This is a genomic window from Salinibacter ruber DSM 13855, from assembly GCF_000013045.1.
Lineage (GTDB): Bacteria > Bacteroidota > Rhodothermia > Rhodothermales > Salinibacteraceae > Salinibacter > Salinibacter ruber.
The window spans coordinates 12625-30541 of record NC_007677.1 but is presented as its reverse complement, the minus strand read 5'-3'; the positions used below and the strand labels follow the sequence as shown (position 1 = coordinate 30541).

The 17917-nt window shown below is 64.8% G+C and carries 16 protein-coding genes and 2 tRNA genes; 7 read left to right on the top strand and 11 right to left on the bottom strand.

The window, feature by feature from the left end:
- The first annotated feature begins 111 nt into the window (after positions 1-111).
- The 6 genes from SRU_RS00150 (at position 112) to dnaB (ending at position 7130) form a co-directional block, all read left to right on the top strand.
- Positions 112-996: a YicC/YloC family endoribonuclease gene (locus tag SRU_RS00150; RefSeq protein ID WP_011402820.1), complete on the top strand. Its 885-nt coding sequence runs from the start codon at positions 112-114 to the stop codon at positions 994-996.
- Positions 997-1085: 89 nt separating this feature from the next.
- The gene (gene gmk, locus SRU_RS00145; RefSeq protein WP_011402819.1) at positions 1086-1652 is read left to right on the top strand and encodes a guanylate kinase; all 567 of its coding nucleotides are present in this window, start codon (positions 1086-1088) and stop codon (positions 1650-1652) included.
- Positions 1653-1785: 133 nt separating this feature from the next.
- Positions 1786-2079, top strand: a complete 294-nt coding sequence (locus SRU_RS00140) for a DNA-directed RNA polymerase subunit omega (RefSeq protein ID WP_043551655.1) — start codon at positions 1786-1788, stop codon at positions 2077-2079.
- Positions 2080-2261: 182 nt separating this feature from the next.
- On the top strand, positions 2262-3503 hold the full coding sequence (gene coaBC / locus SRU_RS00135; protein ID WP_011402817.1) for a bifunctional phosphopantothenoylcysteine decarboxylase/phosphopantothenate--cysteine ligase CoaBC: 1242 nt from the start codon (positions 2262-2264) through the stop codon (positions 3501-3503).
- A gap of 24 nt (positions 3504-3527) precedes the next feature.
- Entirely contained in the window at positions 3528-4391 is an 864-nt protein-coding gene (locus tag SRU_RS00130) for a uracil-DNA glycosylase (protein WP_011402816.1), read from the top strand.
- A gap of 114 nt (positions 4392-4505) precedes the next feature.
- Positions 4506-7130, top strand: a complete 2625-nt coding sequence (dnaB, locus tag SRU_RS00125) for a replicative DNA helicase (RefSeq protein WP_112902653.1) — start codon at positions 4506-4508, stop codon at positions 7128-7130.
- A gap of 182 nt (positions 7131-7312) precedes the next feature.
- Here dnaB and SRU_RS00120 read toward each other — a convergent pair.
- The 11 genes from SRU_RS00120 to nusB form a co-directional block, all read right to left on the bottom strand.
- A tRNA-Cys gene (locus SRU_RS00120) sits at positions 7313-7383 on the bottom strand.
- A 415-nt stretch (positions 7384-7798) separates the two neighbouring features.
- A tRNA-Pro gene (locus SRU_RS00115) sits at positions 7799-7872 on the bottom strand.
- Positions 7873-7891: 19 nt separating this feature from the next.
- Positions 7892-8041: a hypothetical protein gene (locus tag SRU_RS15170; protein ID WP_011402814.1), complete on the bottom strand. Its 150-nt coding sequence runs from the start codon at positions 8039-8041 to the stop codon at positions 7892-7894.
- A 3-nt stretch (positions 8042-8044) separates the two neighbouring features.
- Positions 8045-8209, bottom strand: coding sequence for a 50S ribosomal protein L33 (rpmG, locus tag SRU_RS00110; RefSeq protein ID WP_011402813.1), 165 nt, complete (start codon positions 8207-8209; stop codon positions 8045-8047).
- Positions 8210-8283: 74 nt separating this feature from the next.
- Positions 8284-8520, bottom strand: coding sequence for a 50S ribosomal protein L28 (rpmB, locus tag SRU_RS00105; protein WP_011402812.1), 237 nt, complete (start codon positions 8518-8520; stop codon positions 8284-8286).
- A 193-nt stretch (positions 8521-8713) separates the two neighbouring features.
- Positions 8714-9535: a phosphosulfolactate synthase gene (locus SRU_RS00100; protein ID WP_011402811.1), complete on the bottom strand. Its 822-nt coding sequence runs from the start codon at positions 9533-9535 to the stop codon at positions 8714-8716.
- A gap of 113 nt (positions 9536-9648) precedes the next feature.
- Positions 9649-10908: an ABC transporter permease gene (locus SRU_RS00095; protein ID WP_011402810.1), complete on the bottom strand. Its 1260-nt coding sequence runs from the start codon at positions 10906-10908 to the stop codon at positions 9649-9651.
- A gap of 75 nt (positions 10909-10983) precedes the next feature.
- Complete coding sequence (locus SRU_RS00090) at positions 10984-11835, bottom strand: hypothetical protein (protein ID WP_237701793.1); 852 nt, start codon at positions 11833-11835, stop codon at positions 10984-10986.
- Positions 11836-12248: 413 nt separating this feature from the next.
- On the bottom strand, positions 12249-13343 hold the full coding sequence (gene ychF / locus SRU_RS00085; RefSeq protein ID WP_103015428.1) for a redox-regulated ATPase YchF: 1095 nt from the start codon (positions 13341-13343) through the stop codon (positions 12249-12251).
- Between the two features lie 85 nt (positions 13344-13428).
- A complete protein-coding gene (locus SRU_RS00080; protein WP_011402807.1) occupies positions 13429-14091 on the bottom strand; it encodes a metallophosphoesterase family protein in 663 nt (220 codons plus the stop codon).
- 52 nt (positions 14092-14143) lie between these two features.
- The gene (gene nusB, locus SRU_RS00075; protein WP_011402806.1) at positions 14144-14626 is read right to left on the bottom strand and encodes a transcription antitermination factor NusB; all 483 of its coding nucleotides are present in this window, start codon (positions 14624-14626) and stop codon (positions 14144-14146) included.
- Positions 14627-14838: 212 nt separating this feature from the next.
- On the opposite strand from nusB, the gene SRU_RS00070 reads away from it, so the two are divergent.
- A complete protein-coding gene (locus tag SRU_RS00070; protein ID WP_011402805.1) occupies positions 14839-17283 on the top strand; it encodes a DNA internalization-related competence protein ComEC/Rec2 in 2445 nt (814 codons plus the stop codon).
- Positions 17284-17917 lie beyond the last annotated feature (634 nt).

Sequence of the window (17917 nt, the reverse complement as noted above, 5' to 3'; positions counted from 1 at the left end):
CCCGCAGCCCGTTCCGTCCCGCACGCCCAGTCCCCGTCTTCCGCCCGGAAGGCGGGATTTCGAAAATGGGCCCCTCATTCGCGCTCCCACTCGTTCTTCCGCCTCCCCCTTATGATTCGTAGCATGACGGGCTTCGGGCGCGGCCACGCCAGCACCGAGGACGCCTCGGCGACCGTAGAAATCCAGTCGACGAACAAGCGCCACCTCAACATCTTCGTCCACCTTCCGGACCCGCTCCCCGAGGCGGAGTCGGACGTGCGGATGCAGATGAAGGAGGCCTTCGAGCGGGGCCAATTCGACGTCAACGTTTCCGCCGAGCTCAAGGGCGCGGACACCCTGCCGGTCGACGTGGACGCCGACGCGGCGATGCACCACAAGCGGCGCCTGGAGCAGCTCGCCGCGGCCGCACAGATCGAGGCGCCGATTCGGATCGATCACCTGCTGGAGTTTGAGGACATCTTTGCGGGGGAGGAGGAGCGGGAGGCGGCCAAGATTCAGCGCGCGTGGCCGGCCGTGACGCAGGCCCTCGACGCCGCCATCGACGACCTGCAGGCAATGCGCCGCGAGGAGGGCGACGCGCTGCGCGACGACCTGGAACGGCGCACCCGCGCCATCGACGAGCACCTCGACGCAATCGAGGCACGGGCCCCGGCCCGCGTGGAGGAGCGGCAGGCCCAGCTCCGCGATCGCCTCGGGGCGCTGCTCGACGACGAACACCTCGACGCCGACCGCCTCGAAACCGAGATGGCCCTTCTCGCCGATAAGCTCGACGTGACCGAGGAATGCGTCCGCCTCCACTCCCACCTCAAGATGTTTCGGGAGGCCCTCGACGCCGATGAGCCGTCCGGCCGCAAACTGAAGTTCATCACCCAGGAAATCCACCGGGAGGCGAACACGATCGGGGCCAAGGCCGACGACGAAACCATCTCCCGGGAGGCGGTGGAGATGAAGGAGGAGATCGAAAAGATTAAAGAGCAGATTCGAAACGTTGAATAGTCCGTCGAGCGTTGACGGGTGGGCGCTGAGCGTTTTGCGCGCCGGTACGCCCCACCCTCCCCCCTGCACACTCCCCCCTCAACGCCACCATGCCCGACCGCAACATCGTCGTACTGACGGCCCCGAGCGGCGCCGGCAAGACCACCATTGCCCATCGGGTACTGGAGGCGATGCCGGACATGCAGTTTTCCGTATCGGCCACGACGCGTGCCGCCCGCCCCGACGAGACGGACGGGGTGGACTACCACTTTCTCTCCCCCGAGGAATTTCGCGCCCGGATCGATGCCGGTGACCTGCTCGAGTACGAAGAGGTGTACCCCGATCAGTTTTACGGGACGCTCCGCTCGGAGGTCGAAGATCGGGCCGAGGACGGCCCCGTGCTGCTCGATATTGACGTGAAAGGGGCGCTCAACGTCAAGCGCATTTTCGGGGACGACGCCCTCATACTGTTCGTGGCCCCTCCGTCCCTCGACGAGTTGCAGCGCCGGCTCGAAGGACGTGGCACCGAGGACCGTGAGTCGCTTCAGGACCGCCTCGACCGGGTCGAGCAGGAAATGGATCGGGCCGACGACTGCGATGCGGTGGTCGTGAATGATGACCTGGACCCTGCGGTCGAGGAAACCCTCACCCGAATTCGTCAGTTTCTGAGTTCGTGACGGCAGGCACAAGGTACACCCGTGGGCGCGACTGGACGGTCGTCCCTTCGAACACGTGCCCATGAGGCCGCACACGCCACCGGCGCCCACCGCCCTGGCCCTCACCTTCTTTCGAAGTAGCCCCGTTCTACCCATGGCAATCGAAACGTTAGACCTGGACAAGCTGGCCGAAAAGACCGGCAACCTCTACGAGACCGTCGCCATTCTGTCAAAGCGGTCGCGGCAGGTGGCCTCCGATACGCGCTCGGAGCTGGACGACAAGCTGTCCTACTTTGAGGGCTTCGGGCCGGAGATGGAGGACGCCCGCATGCAGGAGGAGCAGGAGAAGGTCTCCCTCGAGTACGAGAAACAGCCCGAGCCGACGGAAGTCGCCATCGACGAGTTTCTCGAAGACAAGATCTACTACCGCAAGCCCGACGACGAGTAGTCCGCCTGTTCGGCTCGCACGTCCGTGAGGGGGGACGGACTGCACGTGCGGGCCGTGCTCCCAGGCGGACGATCCGTCGTCGCCCCGTCCCCGAATCCGGCGTGTGATGTCCCCCCCTGCGGGCGTGCAGACCAGGGACCCACCGACCGGGCTGTTGCTTCTTCGTTGCTCCTCTCCCACCGATGCCCACCCCCCTCGACCTGTCCGGACGATGTGTGGTGCTGGGGGTCACGGGCAGCATCGCGGCGTACAAGGCCGCGCTGCTCGTGCGGCACCTGAAGAAGACCGGGGCCGAGGTGCAGGTGCTCATGACCCCGGACGCCGAGCGCTTCGTGACGCCGCTTACACTCGGGACCCTCTCCGAGAAAGAGGTGTTGACGGACATCTTTCCGGAAAACGAGGAGGGGTCGTGGACGAAGCACGTCACGCTGGGCCAGTGGGGAGATCTTTTCGTCGTGGCCCCCGCCACGGCCCAGACGGTCGCCAAGCTCGCCCACGGCTTCTGCGACTCGATGCTCACGGCCACGGCCCTCTCCGCCCGCTGCCCGCTTCTGGTGTGTCCGGCCATGGACCGGGACATGTACCAGCACGCCGCCACGCAGGACAACCTGGAGCGGCTCCAAGAGATCGGGTACGAGGTGATGCCCGCCGCCCACGGCGAACTCGCGAGCGGCCTCGTGGGGCAGGGCCGAATGCCCGAGCCCGAGGCCATTCTGAAACGCGTGGCCGAGATGCTCGCAGAGACGGAGGCGCCCAGGGACGCGTCGCGGGCCGGGCACGACGTGCTCGTGACCGCCGGCCCCACCCGGGAGCCCATCGACCCGGCCCGCGTCCTCACGAACCCCTCGACGGGAACGATGGGCTACGCCCTGGCCGAAGCCGCGGCGGCGCGCGGCGCGTCGGTGACGCTCGTGACGGGGCCCACCGCCCTCTCTCCCCCGCCGGACGTGGAGGTCGTGTCCGTAGAAACGGCCGAGGAGATGAACGAGGCCGTGCAGGCCCGGCGCACGGACGCCGACTACGTGTTTATGGCCGCCGCGGTGGCCGACTACGCCCCGGCCGACCCGTCGACCTCCAAGCGGAAGAAGACGGACGACGACCGGGTCTTGCACCTCCGCCGCACCCCCGATATCCTACAAACCCTTGGGGAGCATAAGCAGCCCGGTCAGGTCCTCGTGGGATTCGCGCTGGAGACCGACGACCTCCTCGACAATGCCCGGCGCAAGCGGGACGAGAAGAACCTCGACTGGGTTGTGGTCAACGACCCGACGGAGGACGGGGCCGGCTTCGGGGCCTCCACGAACCGGGTGACGCTCCTTCGGCCCGACGGCGCGACCGAGAACCTCCCCCGGATGCCGAAGGCCGAGGTGGCCGAGGCCCTGCTCGACCGCGTACTGGCCGCCCGCCACGAGCAAAGCACGTAGCTTTTACGACCGCTCTCCCATCCGATGCACGACCTCCTCCGCGAGCTGCGGGCCATCGTCGAGCACGAACGTGCGCTCCACGGAGACCTGCTCCCCGTGCCCCCTGCGGAGGATGCGACGGAGGCCGCACCGTCTCCGTCCCCCGACGCGCCCCCCACCGAAACCGACACGCCCTCACACGCTGCCCCCGACGACGCTGGATCCGATCCCGATATGCCCAACTACGATCTGTTTGGCAACCAGGTAGACCCCGCCGAGGACCCCTCCCTGCCTCCCCCGGAGCGCATCGAGGCCCTCATCCCCGACGACGCCCCGTACAAGGACGCCGACACGCTGGAGGAGGTGGAGCAGTACTTCGCCGACAACGTGCTCGTGCCGATCGACGAGGATCGGGAAAACCCCGTCTTTGGCGTTGGGGACCCCGAGGCCGACCTCGTCATCATCGGGGAGGCGCCCGGACGCAACGAGGACGAAGAGGGCGAACCGTTCGTCGGCCGGGCCGGGCAGCTCCTCGATAAGATTCTCGACGCGATCAACTTCGAGCGGGAGGACGTCTACATCACTAACATCCTGAAAAGCCGCCCCCCTCGCAACCGCAACCCGAAGTCGGAAGAAATCGACGCGCACCTGCCGGTGCTCTACAAGCAGATCGCGCTGCTCCGTCCGAAGATCATTCTCACCGTGGGTAAGGTGGCCGGCAACACGCTTCTGGATCGGAGCTCCTCCCTCTCCAACCTGCGGGATCAGGAGCACGACTTCTACGGCATTCCCCTGATGGCGACCTACCACCCGGCCGCCCTCCTGCGTAACTCGCAGTGGAAGCGGCCCACGTGGGAGGACGTCAAGTTGCTCCGCACCCGCTACGACCAGTTGACGAACGAAGGTTGACGGACGAAACCTGATCGCCCCCGCGCCGGTCTTCTTGTCCGGGGAGCGCTCCCGACTCTGGACCCTGCGAACGGACGCGTCTTTTCTTCTCCCCAAGTCTTTTTCCTTCCGTTCATGGCTGAAAACGACGACTCCCAGCGGTTCAATATTGACGAGTCGTCCCAGTCGTCCTACCCCCTCGAAAAGATGCGAGGCGGCACGGGCGAGCAGCAGCGCGAGCAGGCACAGGCGGTCCACGAGCAGTCGGGGCGCGTCCCGCCGCAGGCCGTCGACGTGGAGAAGTCCGTCCTCGGCGCCATGCTCATCGAGCGGGAGGCCATTCCGCAGGCCATCGAGATCCTTCCGTCGGATGCCTTCTACGAGAGCAAGCACCAGAGCATCTACGGCTGCATCCAGGACCTCTTCGAGCGGGGCAACCCCGTCGACCTCGTCACCCTCACCGAGGAGCTGCGGCGCCGCGACAAGCTGGAGGAGATTGGGGGGGCCTACTACCTGACCGAGCTCACCACGCAGGTCGCCTCCGCGGCGAACGTGGAGTACCACGCCCGCATCATCGCGGAGAAGTCGCTGCTCCGCCGCATGATCGAGACGATGACGACGGTCGTGCAGAAGGCCTACGACCCGGGGGCCGATGCCTTCGAGCTGCTCGACGAGGCGGAGAGCAAGATCTTTCAGATCTCGGACAACCAGCTCCGCAAGGCCGCCGCCCCGATGAACGAGGTGGTGAAAGATACCCTGGAGCGTCTCGAGACCATCCACGGCCAGGACGGCGGCATTACGGGCGTGCCCAGCGGCTTTCCCAAGCTCGACGACCTCACGAGCGGCTGGCAGGACTCCGACCTCATCATCATCGCCGCGCGGCCCTCCATGGGAAAGTGCCTGGGGAAAGGCACACCGGTGATGATGTACGACGGACGCACCAAGCCCGTAGAGAAGGTGGAAGTCGGTGATCGGCTCATGGGGGACGACGGGTCACCGCGGACCGTGCAGTCTCTTGCTCGTGGCCGAGAACAAATGTACTGGGTTCGGCAGAAACGGGGAATGGACTACCGCGTGAACGAGAGTCATATTCTATCGCTCAAGAAGAGCCGTCGAGAGGGGGCGCGCGACCGGGGGTCGATTGCCGATATCTCAGTCCGCGACTACCTCGACCAGTCCGACAAGTGGAAGGACGACAATAAGGGGTTCAAGGTCGCCGCGGAGTTTCCCGATCAGCCCGTTCCCCTCGATCCGTATTTCCTGGGTCTCTGGCTCGGAGACGGGAAGTCGGACAACGCCCGCATCTACACCACTGACGAGGAGGTCATCACGGGACTTCAGGAGATTGCCGAAAAGCGCGGGGATACGATCAGCGTCTCGGACGAGCACCGCCGCTGCCCCGCCTACCTTGTGAAGAGTGGAGATCGAGGCGGAGCGATGGCCACCCGTGAATCTGTACAGGGCGCCCTGCGTGCGCTGGGCGTTCTGGGCGACAAGCACATTCCTCACCTCTACCTCGGCAATTCTCGCGGGAAGCGGCTTCGTCTTCTGGCCGGTCTCATCGACAGCGACGGCCACCTCAACGACGGGCACGGAGGCACCTACGAGATTACACAGTCGAGCGAACAGCTTGCCCGGGACATCAAGTTTCTGTGCGACACGCTCGGCTACCGAACCTCTCTGACGCAGAAAACGGCACGAATCAGCTCCACCGGGTACGAGTCCGAGGTGCACCGCGTCCGTTTCAATGGAAATGTAGATGAGATTCCCGTCCGGGTCGAGCGGAAAAAAGCCTCGCCGTGGACTGACGTTCGGGACTGGCGGATGACGGGAATCGACGTGGAGCCCGATGGAGTGGGGGACTATTTTGGGTTTACCCTTGACGGAAACGGCCGGTTTTTACTCGGGGATGGGACCGTCACTCACAACACTGCCTTCGCGCTCGCGTCGGCCCAGAACGCCGCCACGCACCCGGAGCGCTCGACGGGCGTGGCGATCTTTTCGCTGGAGATGGGCGCGCAGCAACTCGCCCAGCGCATGCTCACCTCCGAGGCCCGCGTGGACGCCCACCGGGCCCGCACGGGCCGCATGAAGGACGACGACTGGCAACGCCTGGCCCGGGCGGCCGGCGCCCTCAGCGACGCGGACATCTACATCGACGACACGCCGGGGCTCAGCGTGCTGGAGCTCCGCGCCAAGTGCCGCCGCCTGAAGGCCGAGCACGAGCTCGGGCTCGTGGTGGTCGACTACCTGCAGCTCATGCAGGCCTCCGGCGCCAACCTGCGCAGCGGGGCCAACCGCGAGCAGGAAATTGCCCACATCTCCCGCTCGCTCAAAGGCCTGGCCAAGGAGCTCGACATTCCCGTCATCGCCCTCTCTCAGCTCAACCGGGCCGTCGAGAATCGGGGCGGCGACAAGCGCCCCCAGCTTTCGGACCTCCGCGAGTCGGGCTCGATCGAGCAGGACGCCGACGTGGTCTCGTTCATCTACCGGGCCGAGCGCTACGGCATCACGGTCGACGAGCAGGGCAACTCCACCGAGGGCATCGCCGAGATCATCGTGGGCAAGCAGCGCAACGGCCCCATCGGCTCCGTCGAGCTGGCGTTCGTCGACCAGTACGCCCGCTTCGAGCCCCTCACCACGCAGTACGACAACCCCGGGGGCGGCCCGCCTCAGGGCGACGGCTCCGCCCCCATGCCCCCCGACGGGAACGCGGGCGGGGGCGGGGGCAACTCCTTCGAGGACGACGCACCCTTCTAGCCCTTCTAGTGCACACTGCGGCGTGCCGTCGGGGCCCCACTCTTCAAGCAGTTCGACGCTTTCTCTGCGGCCGCGGCCGCGGAACGGAGGGCATCGGCCGTCCGGTTCTCAGCACAAATATCGGCAGAGGGGCGTGAACGACGAAAAGCGCCCGCCGGGCCGAGCCCAGGGGCGCCTGCAGGAGGTGACGGGCGGATTCGAACCGCCGTAGGAGGCTTTGCAGGCCTCTGCCTGACCACTCGGCCACGTCACCAAAATGTATCCCGATGTTGTAATGAGGAGATTCCGGACTGAGTTCCTCTCCTCAGGGCGAGAACGACGGCCCGAAGTGTACGCCCGGCAGGATTCGAACCTGCGGCCTGCGGATTAGCATACCACTGCAGCTTTCGCTGCTCCCGATGACGCTCGGGATTTGTGGCCTGGACTGTCTCTTCGTCCCGAAGACGCCCGGGGCGCGATGCGTACAGTCTCTACGGAGCCTCAAGGTCGTCCTCTTGAGTTTCCACGGGGTTGCCATTTCACAGGATTCCCCGTTACGGCACCGTGCAGTCCACGCGTCGCCACGTGGACGCTCCTGTTGAAGTCCGCTGCTCTATCCAACTGAGCTACGGGCGCAGAGCGAAACATGGAGCTCTATTGATCACACGGAGCGGCTCTAGGGGTGGGTGTCGGGGCGGCCGGATTCGAACCGGCGACCACCTGCCCCCAAAGCAGGTGCGCTGCCAGACTGCGCCACGCCCCGAGTGGCGGTGGGCGCCCGTCTAGGTGAACTCCTTGGCCTCTTCAAGCTCCTCCTCGACGTCGTCGAGGGGGACGATCTTTTCACGGAAGCCGTAGTTGCCGTCTTCTTTTTCCTCGGCAACGATGAGCTTCGCCATCTTGCGCGAGGCGGATGTGCTCTGGTCTGCCATGGCTTATTTCTTCTCTCGGTGAAGGGTATGCTTCTGAAGGACGGGGTTGTACTTCATGAGCTCGAGCCGGTCGGAGGTGTTCTTCCGGTTCTTCGTCGTGTGGTAGCGCGACGTTCCCGGCTCCTCCGTGCACTCGAGTATGACCTGAACGCGATCACCTGTGGCCATCGGACTGTGGGTTGGTTGGTTGGGTCAGTTGCGGCTTCGAAACGCCACGGGGGCGCATCCAGCAACGAAGCGCCCTACACGTCGTAGCCCTGCTTGCGGGCCTCCTCCAAAACCGCCTGGATGCCCTTCTTGTTGATGGTCTTCAGGGTTTTCGAGGACACCTTCAGCTTCACGTGACGGTCCTCGGAGGGAATGTAAAACCGCTTTTCGTGCAGGTTGCGCTTGAAGCGGCGGTTGGTCTTCTGGTTGGAGTCGGAGACGCTGTTTCCCGTCACCGGCCCCTCGCCCGTGACGTCATCTTTGCGAGCCATAACGCACCTCTTGGGACGGTTCGTGTCTGTTGACGTGTCGTCGTTCCGAAACGACGCGGGCCGAGCGTGCGGCTTGTGCGCGTCAGATCGACAAGGTTGAAGGCGGCACTGCGGGGCTTTGTTCGTGAAGACACCGCAATTTCGATACGAGTTCTCGTCTCCCGCTCGTCTCGGGGCGTAGCCGTGCGCCCGCTCAGGAATGCCCGTCTCCCGAAGGGGAGCCGCCGGGAAGATGGGGCGTGATCCCCGGTGTGAGAAATTCAAAGAGCGTATCCCCGCGCAGGCCCAGGCGCAGCGTTTCGAGCGGGACGACCTCTTCGGGATGAATGTTGCCGAGGTTGACGTTGGCCCCCTGGTGTTTGATGAGCCAGGCCTGCTGCTTCTTGTTGGGGGCCTCGAAGATGATGTCGTGGGGGTCGACCCGGGACAAGATCTCGTCAACGAGCCCCGTCCGCACCTCGCCATTCGGGCGGAAGAGACCGGCGGTTCCGGCCTCTCGCGATTCGGCGGTCACCTTCCAGCTACCGGCCGCCAGCTCCGCCTGCATAAACTCAACCCACCGGTACGGGGCCATCACGTCGCTGGAGTCCTTGGAGCCGACCTCGCTCACGACGGTGAAGTCGTTCGCGAAGAGCTCGATGAAGTCCAGCTTGTCCTCGTGCGCCATCGCAACGGCCCCGGCGGAAATCTCGACGTGGTGTACGTCCAGGTCGTCGAGGAGGCGGCGATAGTCGTCGATCTGGTCCCGGAGGAAGTACGCTTCGAAGAGCGTGCCGCCGAAGAAAAAGGGAATGCCGGCCTCCCGGTAGACGTCCAGTTTCGTCTCCAGGTTCTTCGTGACGGCGGCCGTTCCCCACCCGAGCTTGGCAACGTCGATGATGTGGGCGGCCCCATTGAGCACATTTTCGACCTCTCGGGCCGACAGGCCCTTGTCCAGCATGTGGGTCAGCCCCCGCTCCCGCGGCTTTTCGGGACGGTCCGGAAGGCCGATCAGATCGAACGCGTCGTTGGTCATGAGAGTGAGGCACAAGACGGAAAAAGGACGACGCCCGGTCGAACGGCCGTACCGGGAGTTCTAATGGGACTGAACGGGCACCGGGTCCAACCCCTGCCCCAATGCCCGTCGACTCAGCCGTCCAGGTGCACGGCCCGGGCCGGCTCGATGGCGGCCGCCCGAACGGCCGGATACAGGGCGGCCAGCACACAAAGCCCAAACGAAACGACCGCGATGAGCACCACGTCGAGCGCCTGTACCGACACCGGATAGGCGTCGATGAGAAACGACTCGGCCTGGGCCATCGGCACAAGTCCGTAGTGCTGCTGCAGAAAGGCAAGCCCCAGTCCCAAGACGAGGCCCAGCCCCGTTCCGAGCGCGCCGATGAGCGCCCCTTCGAGCAGGAAAATGCGACGCACGTCTCCCCGAGACACGCCCATGGCCTGGAGGGCCCCCACGTCGGCCCGCTTTTCGATCACCACCATCGTCAGGGAGCCGACGATGTTGAAGGCCGCTACGATCACGATGAGCCCGAGGATGGCCGACGCGCCCCACTTTTCCAGCTGCATCACGTCGTAGAGCGACCGCTGAAGGTCGTACCACGTCTGCACGGTGTACCGGTCGGTCCCGAGCTTCCGCTGCAGGGCGGCCTTCACGCCCGCGGCCCGTTCCAGGTTGTCGAGGCGGAGCTCCACCCCGGTCACCCGGCCCTCGGTCCGAAACAGCTGCTGCGCCTCCGCCAGCGACACGAAGACGCGCTGGCCCTTCGAGGTCCCCTGCGACTGGAAGAGCCCCCGCACCTCGAAGCGCCGCACCGGCGGGCTGCCAAAGATGTTCGTGAGGGTGCGCTCCACGGCCGGTGCCGACAGCAACCCCACCGCGGTACTCGACTGGGTCCGGCCCGCCGGCACGAGCCCGGCGCGCTGCCCAAGTCGCTGATTCAGCACGACCCCCGGCACCCCGTCCGCATTCCGGCTCAGGTCGAAGCGCCCCATGGCCATCGTCGGGGCCGCCCCCTTCATCATGGACGCCTCGACCCCCCGGACGCGCACCACCCGATTGGCGTCGCCCGTGTTGTCGCTCATCAGCAGGGCCTTGCCCTCCACGTAGGGCGCCGCGGCCGTCACGTGCCGGGTCTCGCGAGCGACGCGGAGAAGCGAGTCCACGTTGGCGACGCCTTCTCCCTGCGCACTCACAACCCGGACGTGCGGATCGAGCGACACGAGAACGCCCCGCACGACGTCGTAAAACCCGTTCATCACGGAAAGCACCACGATGAGCGACGCAACCCCGAGGGTCACCCCCACCGTCGAGATGCCGGTGATGATTGAGATGAGCGACACCTCACGTCGGCTGGCCAGGTAGCGCCGCGCGATTTGGAACCGGTAGTCCACGGTGGTTCGTCGGTCGTCGGTCGATCAGCACAGAACGGGCCCTGGGCACGCCAGGGCCCGTCGGAAGACGCAGGACTACTCGCCGCCCAGCATCGGTTCGGGGTTCGAGAAAGCCCCCTCCGGGGGCGATTCGGGCAGCGCCAACTGATTGGTGAGGAGCGCCTGCTCCGCCCCGATGGCCTCTTTGCGCGACGCAAGGCGCACCGTTCCGTCCGCTGCCGACAGCTCCCGGTACTGCGTCCAGTCGTAGAACTGCGGCGGCGCGTCCTCCGGCATTCCCTGGAGGTGGTAGGCCCACCGGTCGAGCCGGCCCGTCTCGGTCGACACGTAGAGCCAGTACCGGTCGCCCGGAGTGCGCCCCACATCGTCGAAGGTGAGCTGGATCACGTCGTGCTCGGCCGTGGACGAGTCCGGCACGTAGGTGCGGTTGACGCCCGGATCGAAGGCCTTCAGGGGGGCCAACAGCCAGTACGTGTCGTTCACGAACCGGCCGTAGGCCTCTTCGCGGGCGGTTTCCGCCGCCGCTCCCGTCAGCTCGCTCCCGTTCAGGTAGACCGTGCCGCCCAGGCGGCCCTCCTGCGAGTCCCGAACGTTGACGAGCGCCACGTAGGAGGAATCCGGGCCGGCCGACCACTCCATCCGGTACGCGCCCGTGTTTCGGTTCCAGAGGTGTCGCGCGATCGTCTGGGCACCGCCCGGGGTCTCGATGCCAAAGTTAAACCGAAGGTACGGGGACGACGCCCACGCGTCGATCCCGTGGGCCTGGAGGAGCCGGTAGGCGACCGAGTCGGCCCGCGTCTCGGGCGCAATCGTATCGGTGGGGGAGACGGTGGGCTCGGAATTAGAGGCCGAGTCCGACGCGCAGCCCGCCCAGAGCAGGCCGCCCACCAGGAGCGTCGCGAGCAGCGACGAACGAACGCAGGTCATGACGAGAGACGTGTCGCTTGGAAGGACAGGACGCGTGTCAATATATGGGGCGGACCGCAGAGGTGCAGACCGGGCGTCTTGCACCTCCGGAGGCTGGATGGGGAACGCGTGCCCGCCCTTCGGGCCTCGCCTCCTCCCCCCAGGTAGACCGCACACGAACGGTACTGATGAGTCATTCCGAGCACAGCGAAGCGGAGCCGAGACACGAGCGAAGCGACTGATAAAATAAATCTCTTCGACGGGCAGCAGAAGCACCCGTCAGACCGATGAGTCCCGAAATCAGCATCCTCGCTGAGCCAGAACGATTCCCAGAGGATGACCCTGCAGGCCCCTTCGGCTCCCGCCTCCCTTCGATCGTCGGTCGCCCAGAAGGACGCTCGAAGAGACGTATTTCTTCGTGCTTACTTGGTCGCCTACACGTTGAACCGGAACTCCATCACGTCCCCGTCCTCCACCACGTAGTCCTTCCCCTCGGTCCGAAGGAGCCCCGCCTCACGGGCGGCAGCCTCGGAGCCAGCCTCATCGAAGTCCGAGAAGTGAATCGTCTCGGCCTTGATGAACCCCTGCTCGAAGTCGCTGTGGACCTCCCCGGCGGCCTGCGGGGCACGGGTCCCCTCCTCGATGGCCCAGGCGTACGCCCCCTTCTCGTCGGCCGTAAAGAAGGTGATGAGATCCAGCACATCGTACGCGGCGTGGATAAGCCGTTCGAGGCCGGCACGTTGCAGTCCCGAATCGTCCAGGAACAGCTGACGCTCCTCGGGATCAAGCTCGGTCAGTTGGGCCTCCAGCTCCGCCGACGTGACGACGACGCGGGTCCCTTCATTCTGGGCGATGGGCCGGAGCTGATCGACGTACGCGTTCCCGTCGGGCAGATCGTTCTCGCCCACGTTCGCAACGTACAGGACCGGCTTGTCGGTCACCAAAAACAATTCGTCAACGAGGGGCCGCTCGGCCGCTCCCGCCTCGAACGAGCGGGCCCACGCGCCCTCACTCAGGTGATCGTGGAGCCGTTCGAACACCTCCAGCTCTTCGGCGGCCTCCTGGTCCCCCTTCTTCGCGGCCGTCTTCACCGTGTCCAGCCGCTTCTCGACCGTCTCCAGGTCTTTCAGCAGGAGCTCTGTGTTGATGACCTCCACGTCCCGCGTCGGATCCACGGAGCCGGCCACGTGGGCCACCTCCTCGTCCTCGAAGCAGCGCACGACGTGAATAATGGCGTCGACCTCCCGGATTTGGGCGAGAAACTGGTTGCCCAGCCCTTCGCCCTCGGCCGCCCCCTCCACGAGTCCGGCGATGTCGACGAACTCGATGCTGGTGGGGATCGTCTCCGGCGACCCGGCCAGTTCGGCAACGCGGGGGAGCCGGTCGTCGGGAACCGGCACGACCCCCACGTTCGGGTCGACCGTACAGAAGGGGTAGTTGTCGGCCTCGGCCCCGGCACTGCTCAGCGCATTGAAGATGGTCGACTTGCCGACATTGGGGAGGCCGACGAGGCCGCACTGAAGAGACATTGGAGGATTGAGACCTGAACGGAAAGACGACCGGGATGCATGGCTCGGCCAACGGGTGCGTTCCTGCTCCGAGTTTAACGCAGGACTATCCGTCGGCGTACGGCACATCGATAAATTCGCGTTGCGGGAGGTGCACCGCCGTGAGGCGCCCCATGCCCGGCTTCATGTGGTAGACGCAGCCGGTGTCGATGAGAATCAGCTTCTCGTGACTGATGGGGTCGGGCTGGGGGGTGTGGCCACAGACCACGGTTTTCTCCCAGGCCAGCCCCGAGGCCTCCAGGTGCCCACGCTCCCACAAGAGCACTTCCTCATCGGGCTGATCCAGATTCTCTTCCACCGTGAGATCGGGCCGCAGCCCGGCGTGCACGAACAGGAAATCATCCGTCTCGTGGTACAGCTTCGTGTCCCGAACAAACTCGGCATGGGCGGCCGGGATGTGGACTTCCGAGCCCTCGCCCTTGAGGTAGCTCTGGAGCGTCGAGACCCCTCCGTTCATGCGCCAGAGGCTGAAGGCTCCCGAGTCGAGGTAGTCGATCATCATCGCCTCGTGGTTGCCCCGCAAAAACGTGCAGGAGATGCTCTCGCGCAGGTCCAAAAGCCGGTCGATGACGCCCCTCGAGTCGGGGCCGCGGTCGATGTAGTCGCCCACGAACAGGAGATGATCGTCCGACGAGGGGTTCAGCCGATCCAGAAGGGCGTTGAGCGACTCGAGGCATCCGTGGATGTCGCCGACGGCTATGAGTCCCATCGCGTGTGTCCTGCAGTGTGGGCGAAAGAAAAGGCGACCCGGGGCTTGTGACTCACGACGAGCCGGCCCGCTCCTGAATTGTATCCATTCCGATGAGGCCGCGGCCGGTTTTGTTGAGTCGCCCCTGGTCGTGGAGATCGAGCAGAATGGCGTCGATCACGCCGTTGACGAACGTGCCGCTTCGAGGGGTGCTGTACCGCTTGGCGATCTCAATCGCCTCGTCGACCGATACCTTCGGCGGAACCTCCTCGAATTTCAGCAGCTCCGTGGTTGCCATTCGGAGGAGGGACCGGTCGATGGCCGCGATGCGGTGGATCTCCCAGTTGTCCGCGTGCTTTTCGATAATCTCGTCGGCCTCTTCCATCGTCTTCAGTGTCTCTCGGAAGAGGTGCTCCGCAAAATCGCGCGTTGAGGGATCCTCGTCAAGCGGAACCCGGACGAGGGCGTGCAGGGCCTGCTCGGCGTCCCCGTCGGTCTGCTCGTTCGCGTAGAGCGTCTTCATGACCTGCTCGCGGGCGTCGCGTCGGGAGCTCATGGCGAACCGTTTGGGGGAGTGGAAAATGGACGACCCGCAAATGCGCGGAGACGTATTTTATTTTCTGAGGCGGAGTCAAGTTCGGTCCCGGACGTGGATTCCCCCAAATTTGGATTTGGGGGCGGGCCGTCCGTGCCCCGGACGAACGTTACGCTGCCCCCAAACGGTGTGTCTGTCCAGTCCGTGTTCCCTGCATGGAGGCGTGTCGGGCCATGGATCCTGACTCATCGGTTCACTGGGGCGCCTATCCGGCCCTTTACGTGGCGGTCGCCTTCGCGCTCGGGGTCTTCGGGAATTCGGTGTTCGAAGGGATCCCTTTTTCCCTTTGGCTGGGCGGCGCCGGGGCTGGACTTGCGCTGTTTGCAGGGATGCAGTGGTGGGATCGGACTCGGCTCGTTACCCTTGCGCCCCTTGGGCGGGTGCTGGCCGCTATCGTGGTGGTGGGGTGTGCCGGCGGGGCCCGTCATAGCATCCATCAGGGGCCGTCGCCCCGAGGGCTCGCCCCGGCGGCCGAGGCGAGCGACGATGCCGTGGCCGTGCAGGGCATTGTCGAAAATGCGCCGGAGCGGACCGACGAGGCGACCCAATTCGTGTTGGCGGTGAACACTCTTTTTGGGGCCCGGGATACGGCCGCGGTGGAGGGACGAGTGCGCGTTACGCTAAAGCCGTCCCCGTGGGCCAACACCGTCCCCTCGTTTCCCAGACTCCGTCAGGGCGACGTCACTCGGCTTCGTGGGTCGTTGCGGCGTCCCCCGGGCCTCCGGAACCCTGGAGGGTTCGATTATGCCGCGTACCTATCCCGGCGAGGCATCTGTTGCACCCTGTACGTCGACGCCCCCGACCGCGTCGCCGTACTTGGGGATCGGCGGGGACGGGTGCAGAATGCACTCGTCTTCCTGCGGGCGCACGTCCGCCGTCAGGTGGACCGGTACGTACCGAGCACTGGGGGACGGGCGGTGTTGCGGGCCCTGTTGCTGGGGGATCGGAGTCGCATCACCGATGCCCAGCGGGCTCGTTTTGCAAAGACGGGCCTTATGCATCTTCTCGCGGTATCGGGCCTGCATGTCTTCCTGGTCGGGATGGTGCTGTACGCATTGCTTCGCCCGTTTTTGCTGCGCCTGCGGCTGCGGTGGCGCACAGCGGAAGTTGTGCGGGCCGCACTCACGATCACGGTGCTGGTCTTCTACATGTTGCTCACGGGAGGGCGGCCGTCGGTCGTGCGGGCCGTGATCATGGCGACGTTGTTCATCGGCGGCATCTTTTTCCAGCGGTCGGCCCATTCGCTCAACACCCTCGGTGTTGCGGCCCTCGGGCTGCTTGCGGTCCGGCCCCCAATGTTGTTTGACGTCGGGTTTCAGCTGTCGATGGCGGCTGTGTCGGGAATTGTGACGCTCAATCCCCGATTCCTGGAAATGGTACCGGATCGGTATCGGACATCTGAGGCCCTGGACTGGGTGCTGTCCACCGGTACGACATCGGCGGCCGCCATTCTGGGAACGGCCCCGGTCCTGCTCTATCACTTTGGGTGGGTGTCGGTCGCCGGGCTGCTCCTAAACATGGTCGGGATTCCGTGTACCGGACTGGCCCTTACGTCGGCGATCGCCACCGTGGCAGTGGGGGGACTGTGGCCCACGGCGGCCGCCTCGTTTGGCAGTGCGGCGGACGTGTTCCTGCAGGGGCTTCTTGCCACGTCCAGGTACGGAGCCGCGTGGTTCTCGTGGGCGGGCATCCGAATGGCGACGCCGGACCTATGGGAACTGACCGCTCTTGGGGCGGGACTGATTGCCGTAGCACAGTGGCCGCGGCCTCGTCTCCGATGGCGTTGGATTGTCATTGGGGGGCTTTTCATGACGGCATCCGTCTGGGGGCCCGTAGTCGGAGGCGGGACGGCGCCGACGCTCGACATCGTATTCTTCGATGTGGGGCAGGGGGATGCTGCCCTCCTCAAAACGCCCTCGGACCACCATGTGCTCATCGATGCCGGTCCTCGGTCCCCAAGTGGGGCGACTGCGGAGTTCGCGGTTCTTCCGTTTCTACGACGATGGGGGATTCGTCGGCTGGATCTCGTCGTGGTCTCTCATTCTGATGAGGATCACCTGGGGGGCCTTCCAACACTCCTACAGGCAGTACGGGTGGACCGAGTGGTTCACAACGGCTGCTCTGTGGATACGGATCTGTATAGTCAAACCCGTCGTCTCCTTCGTCGGAACGGGGTCTCCCGACAGGCCGCTCATCGAGGGGATACCCTTCAGATGGATTCGTCAATCCGGACAGAGGTTCTCAGTCCTCCCGGGCGAAGTACGCTGGCAACAGAAAACTATGGGGACGTAAACATCCTGCTGCCGGGAGATATCGAGAAGGCCATTGAACAAAATCTGGTCCGTACGTACGGAGAGAAGCTTCTAGGACACGTGGTGAAGGTCCCCCATCACGGATCGGAGACCAGCAGCCGTCCTTCGTTCGTGCGTTCCGCGTCCGATTCCACGCAGACGCATGCGGTGGTCAGTGTGGGGCACAGCTCCCGGTACGGAATGCCAGACGCTAGAGTGATCCGTAGATGGCGGCGAGAAGCACGGCAAGTTCACAGCACGGCCGACAGGGGGGCGGTGTGGATGAGGACTGACGGTGAAGAGGTATGGCGTCTGCAGTGGCAGTAAGAGGGCCTTGTGCCAATGCATGGTACGTGAGCGTTTGTGCGATTCTGTTCTCACAGTATTCCTTCGTGGGAATATCCTCTACTTGAGATTGATACATGATTGGATATCGGTCTTCTGAAGGAGATCCATCCCCATCGTCGTTCTTCTGCGTCGGCACTGGTCGCGAGTCAAGTTATCCACATCCCCTAGTATGGATGAGGCACTGGGGATTTTTTAAAAGATGTGGTTGTTATTATTAGTCGTGTGGAAATGTGGATAACTGGGTTGCCCACAACTGAGCCGTCCGGATGTGGACAGTCGCCCGAGTCGTTCACAGGGTTATCCACAAATGGGGACCTCCTAAAAGCCGGCACACGGCGTTGAAGGCCGATGCAGGGCTGGTTTTCCACGTTTCCACGGCAATCCACAAGAAAAGCCGGGAGTTTGTGGACGTGGTTATGCACACTCGTCCACAGTGTGCACGAGGCGGGGACGAGTGTGGATATCCCCATGAGTTATGCACGGCCGACGGATCCTCAATTTTCGTGCACGGATTATCCAGACGTTATCCCCCACTTATCCACGAGTTATCCACAATCTTGTGGATAAAGGGGATTCCGCGGAGATACGGAGGGGGCAAGGCGGCGTGTCCCGA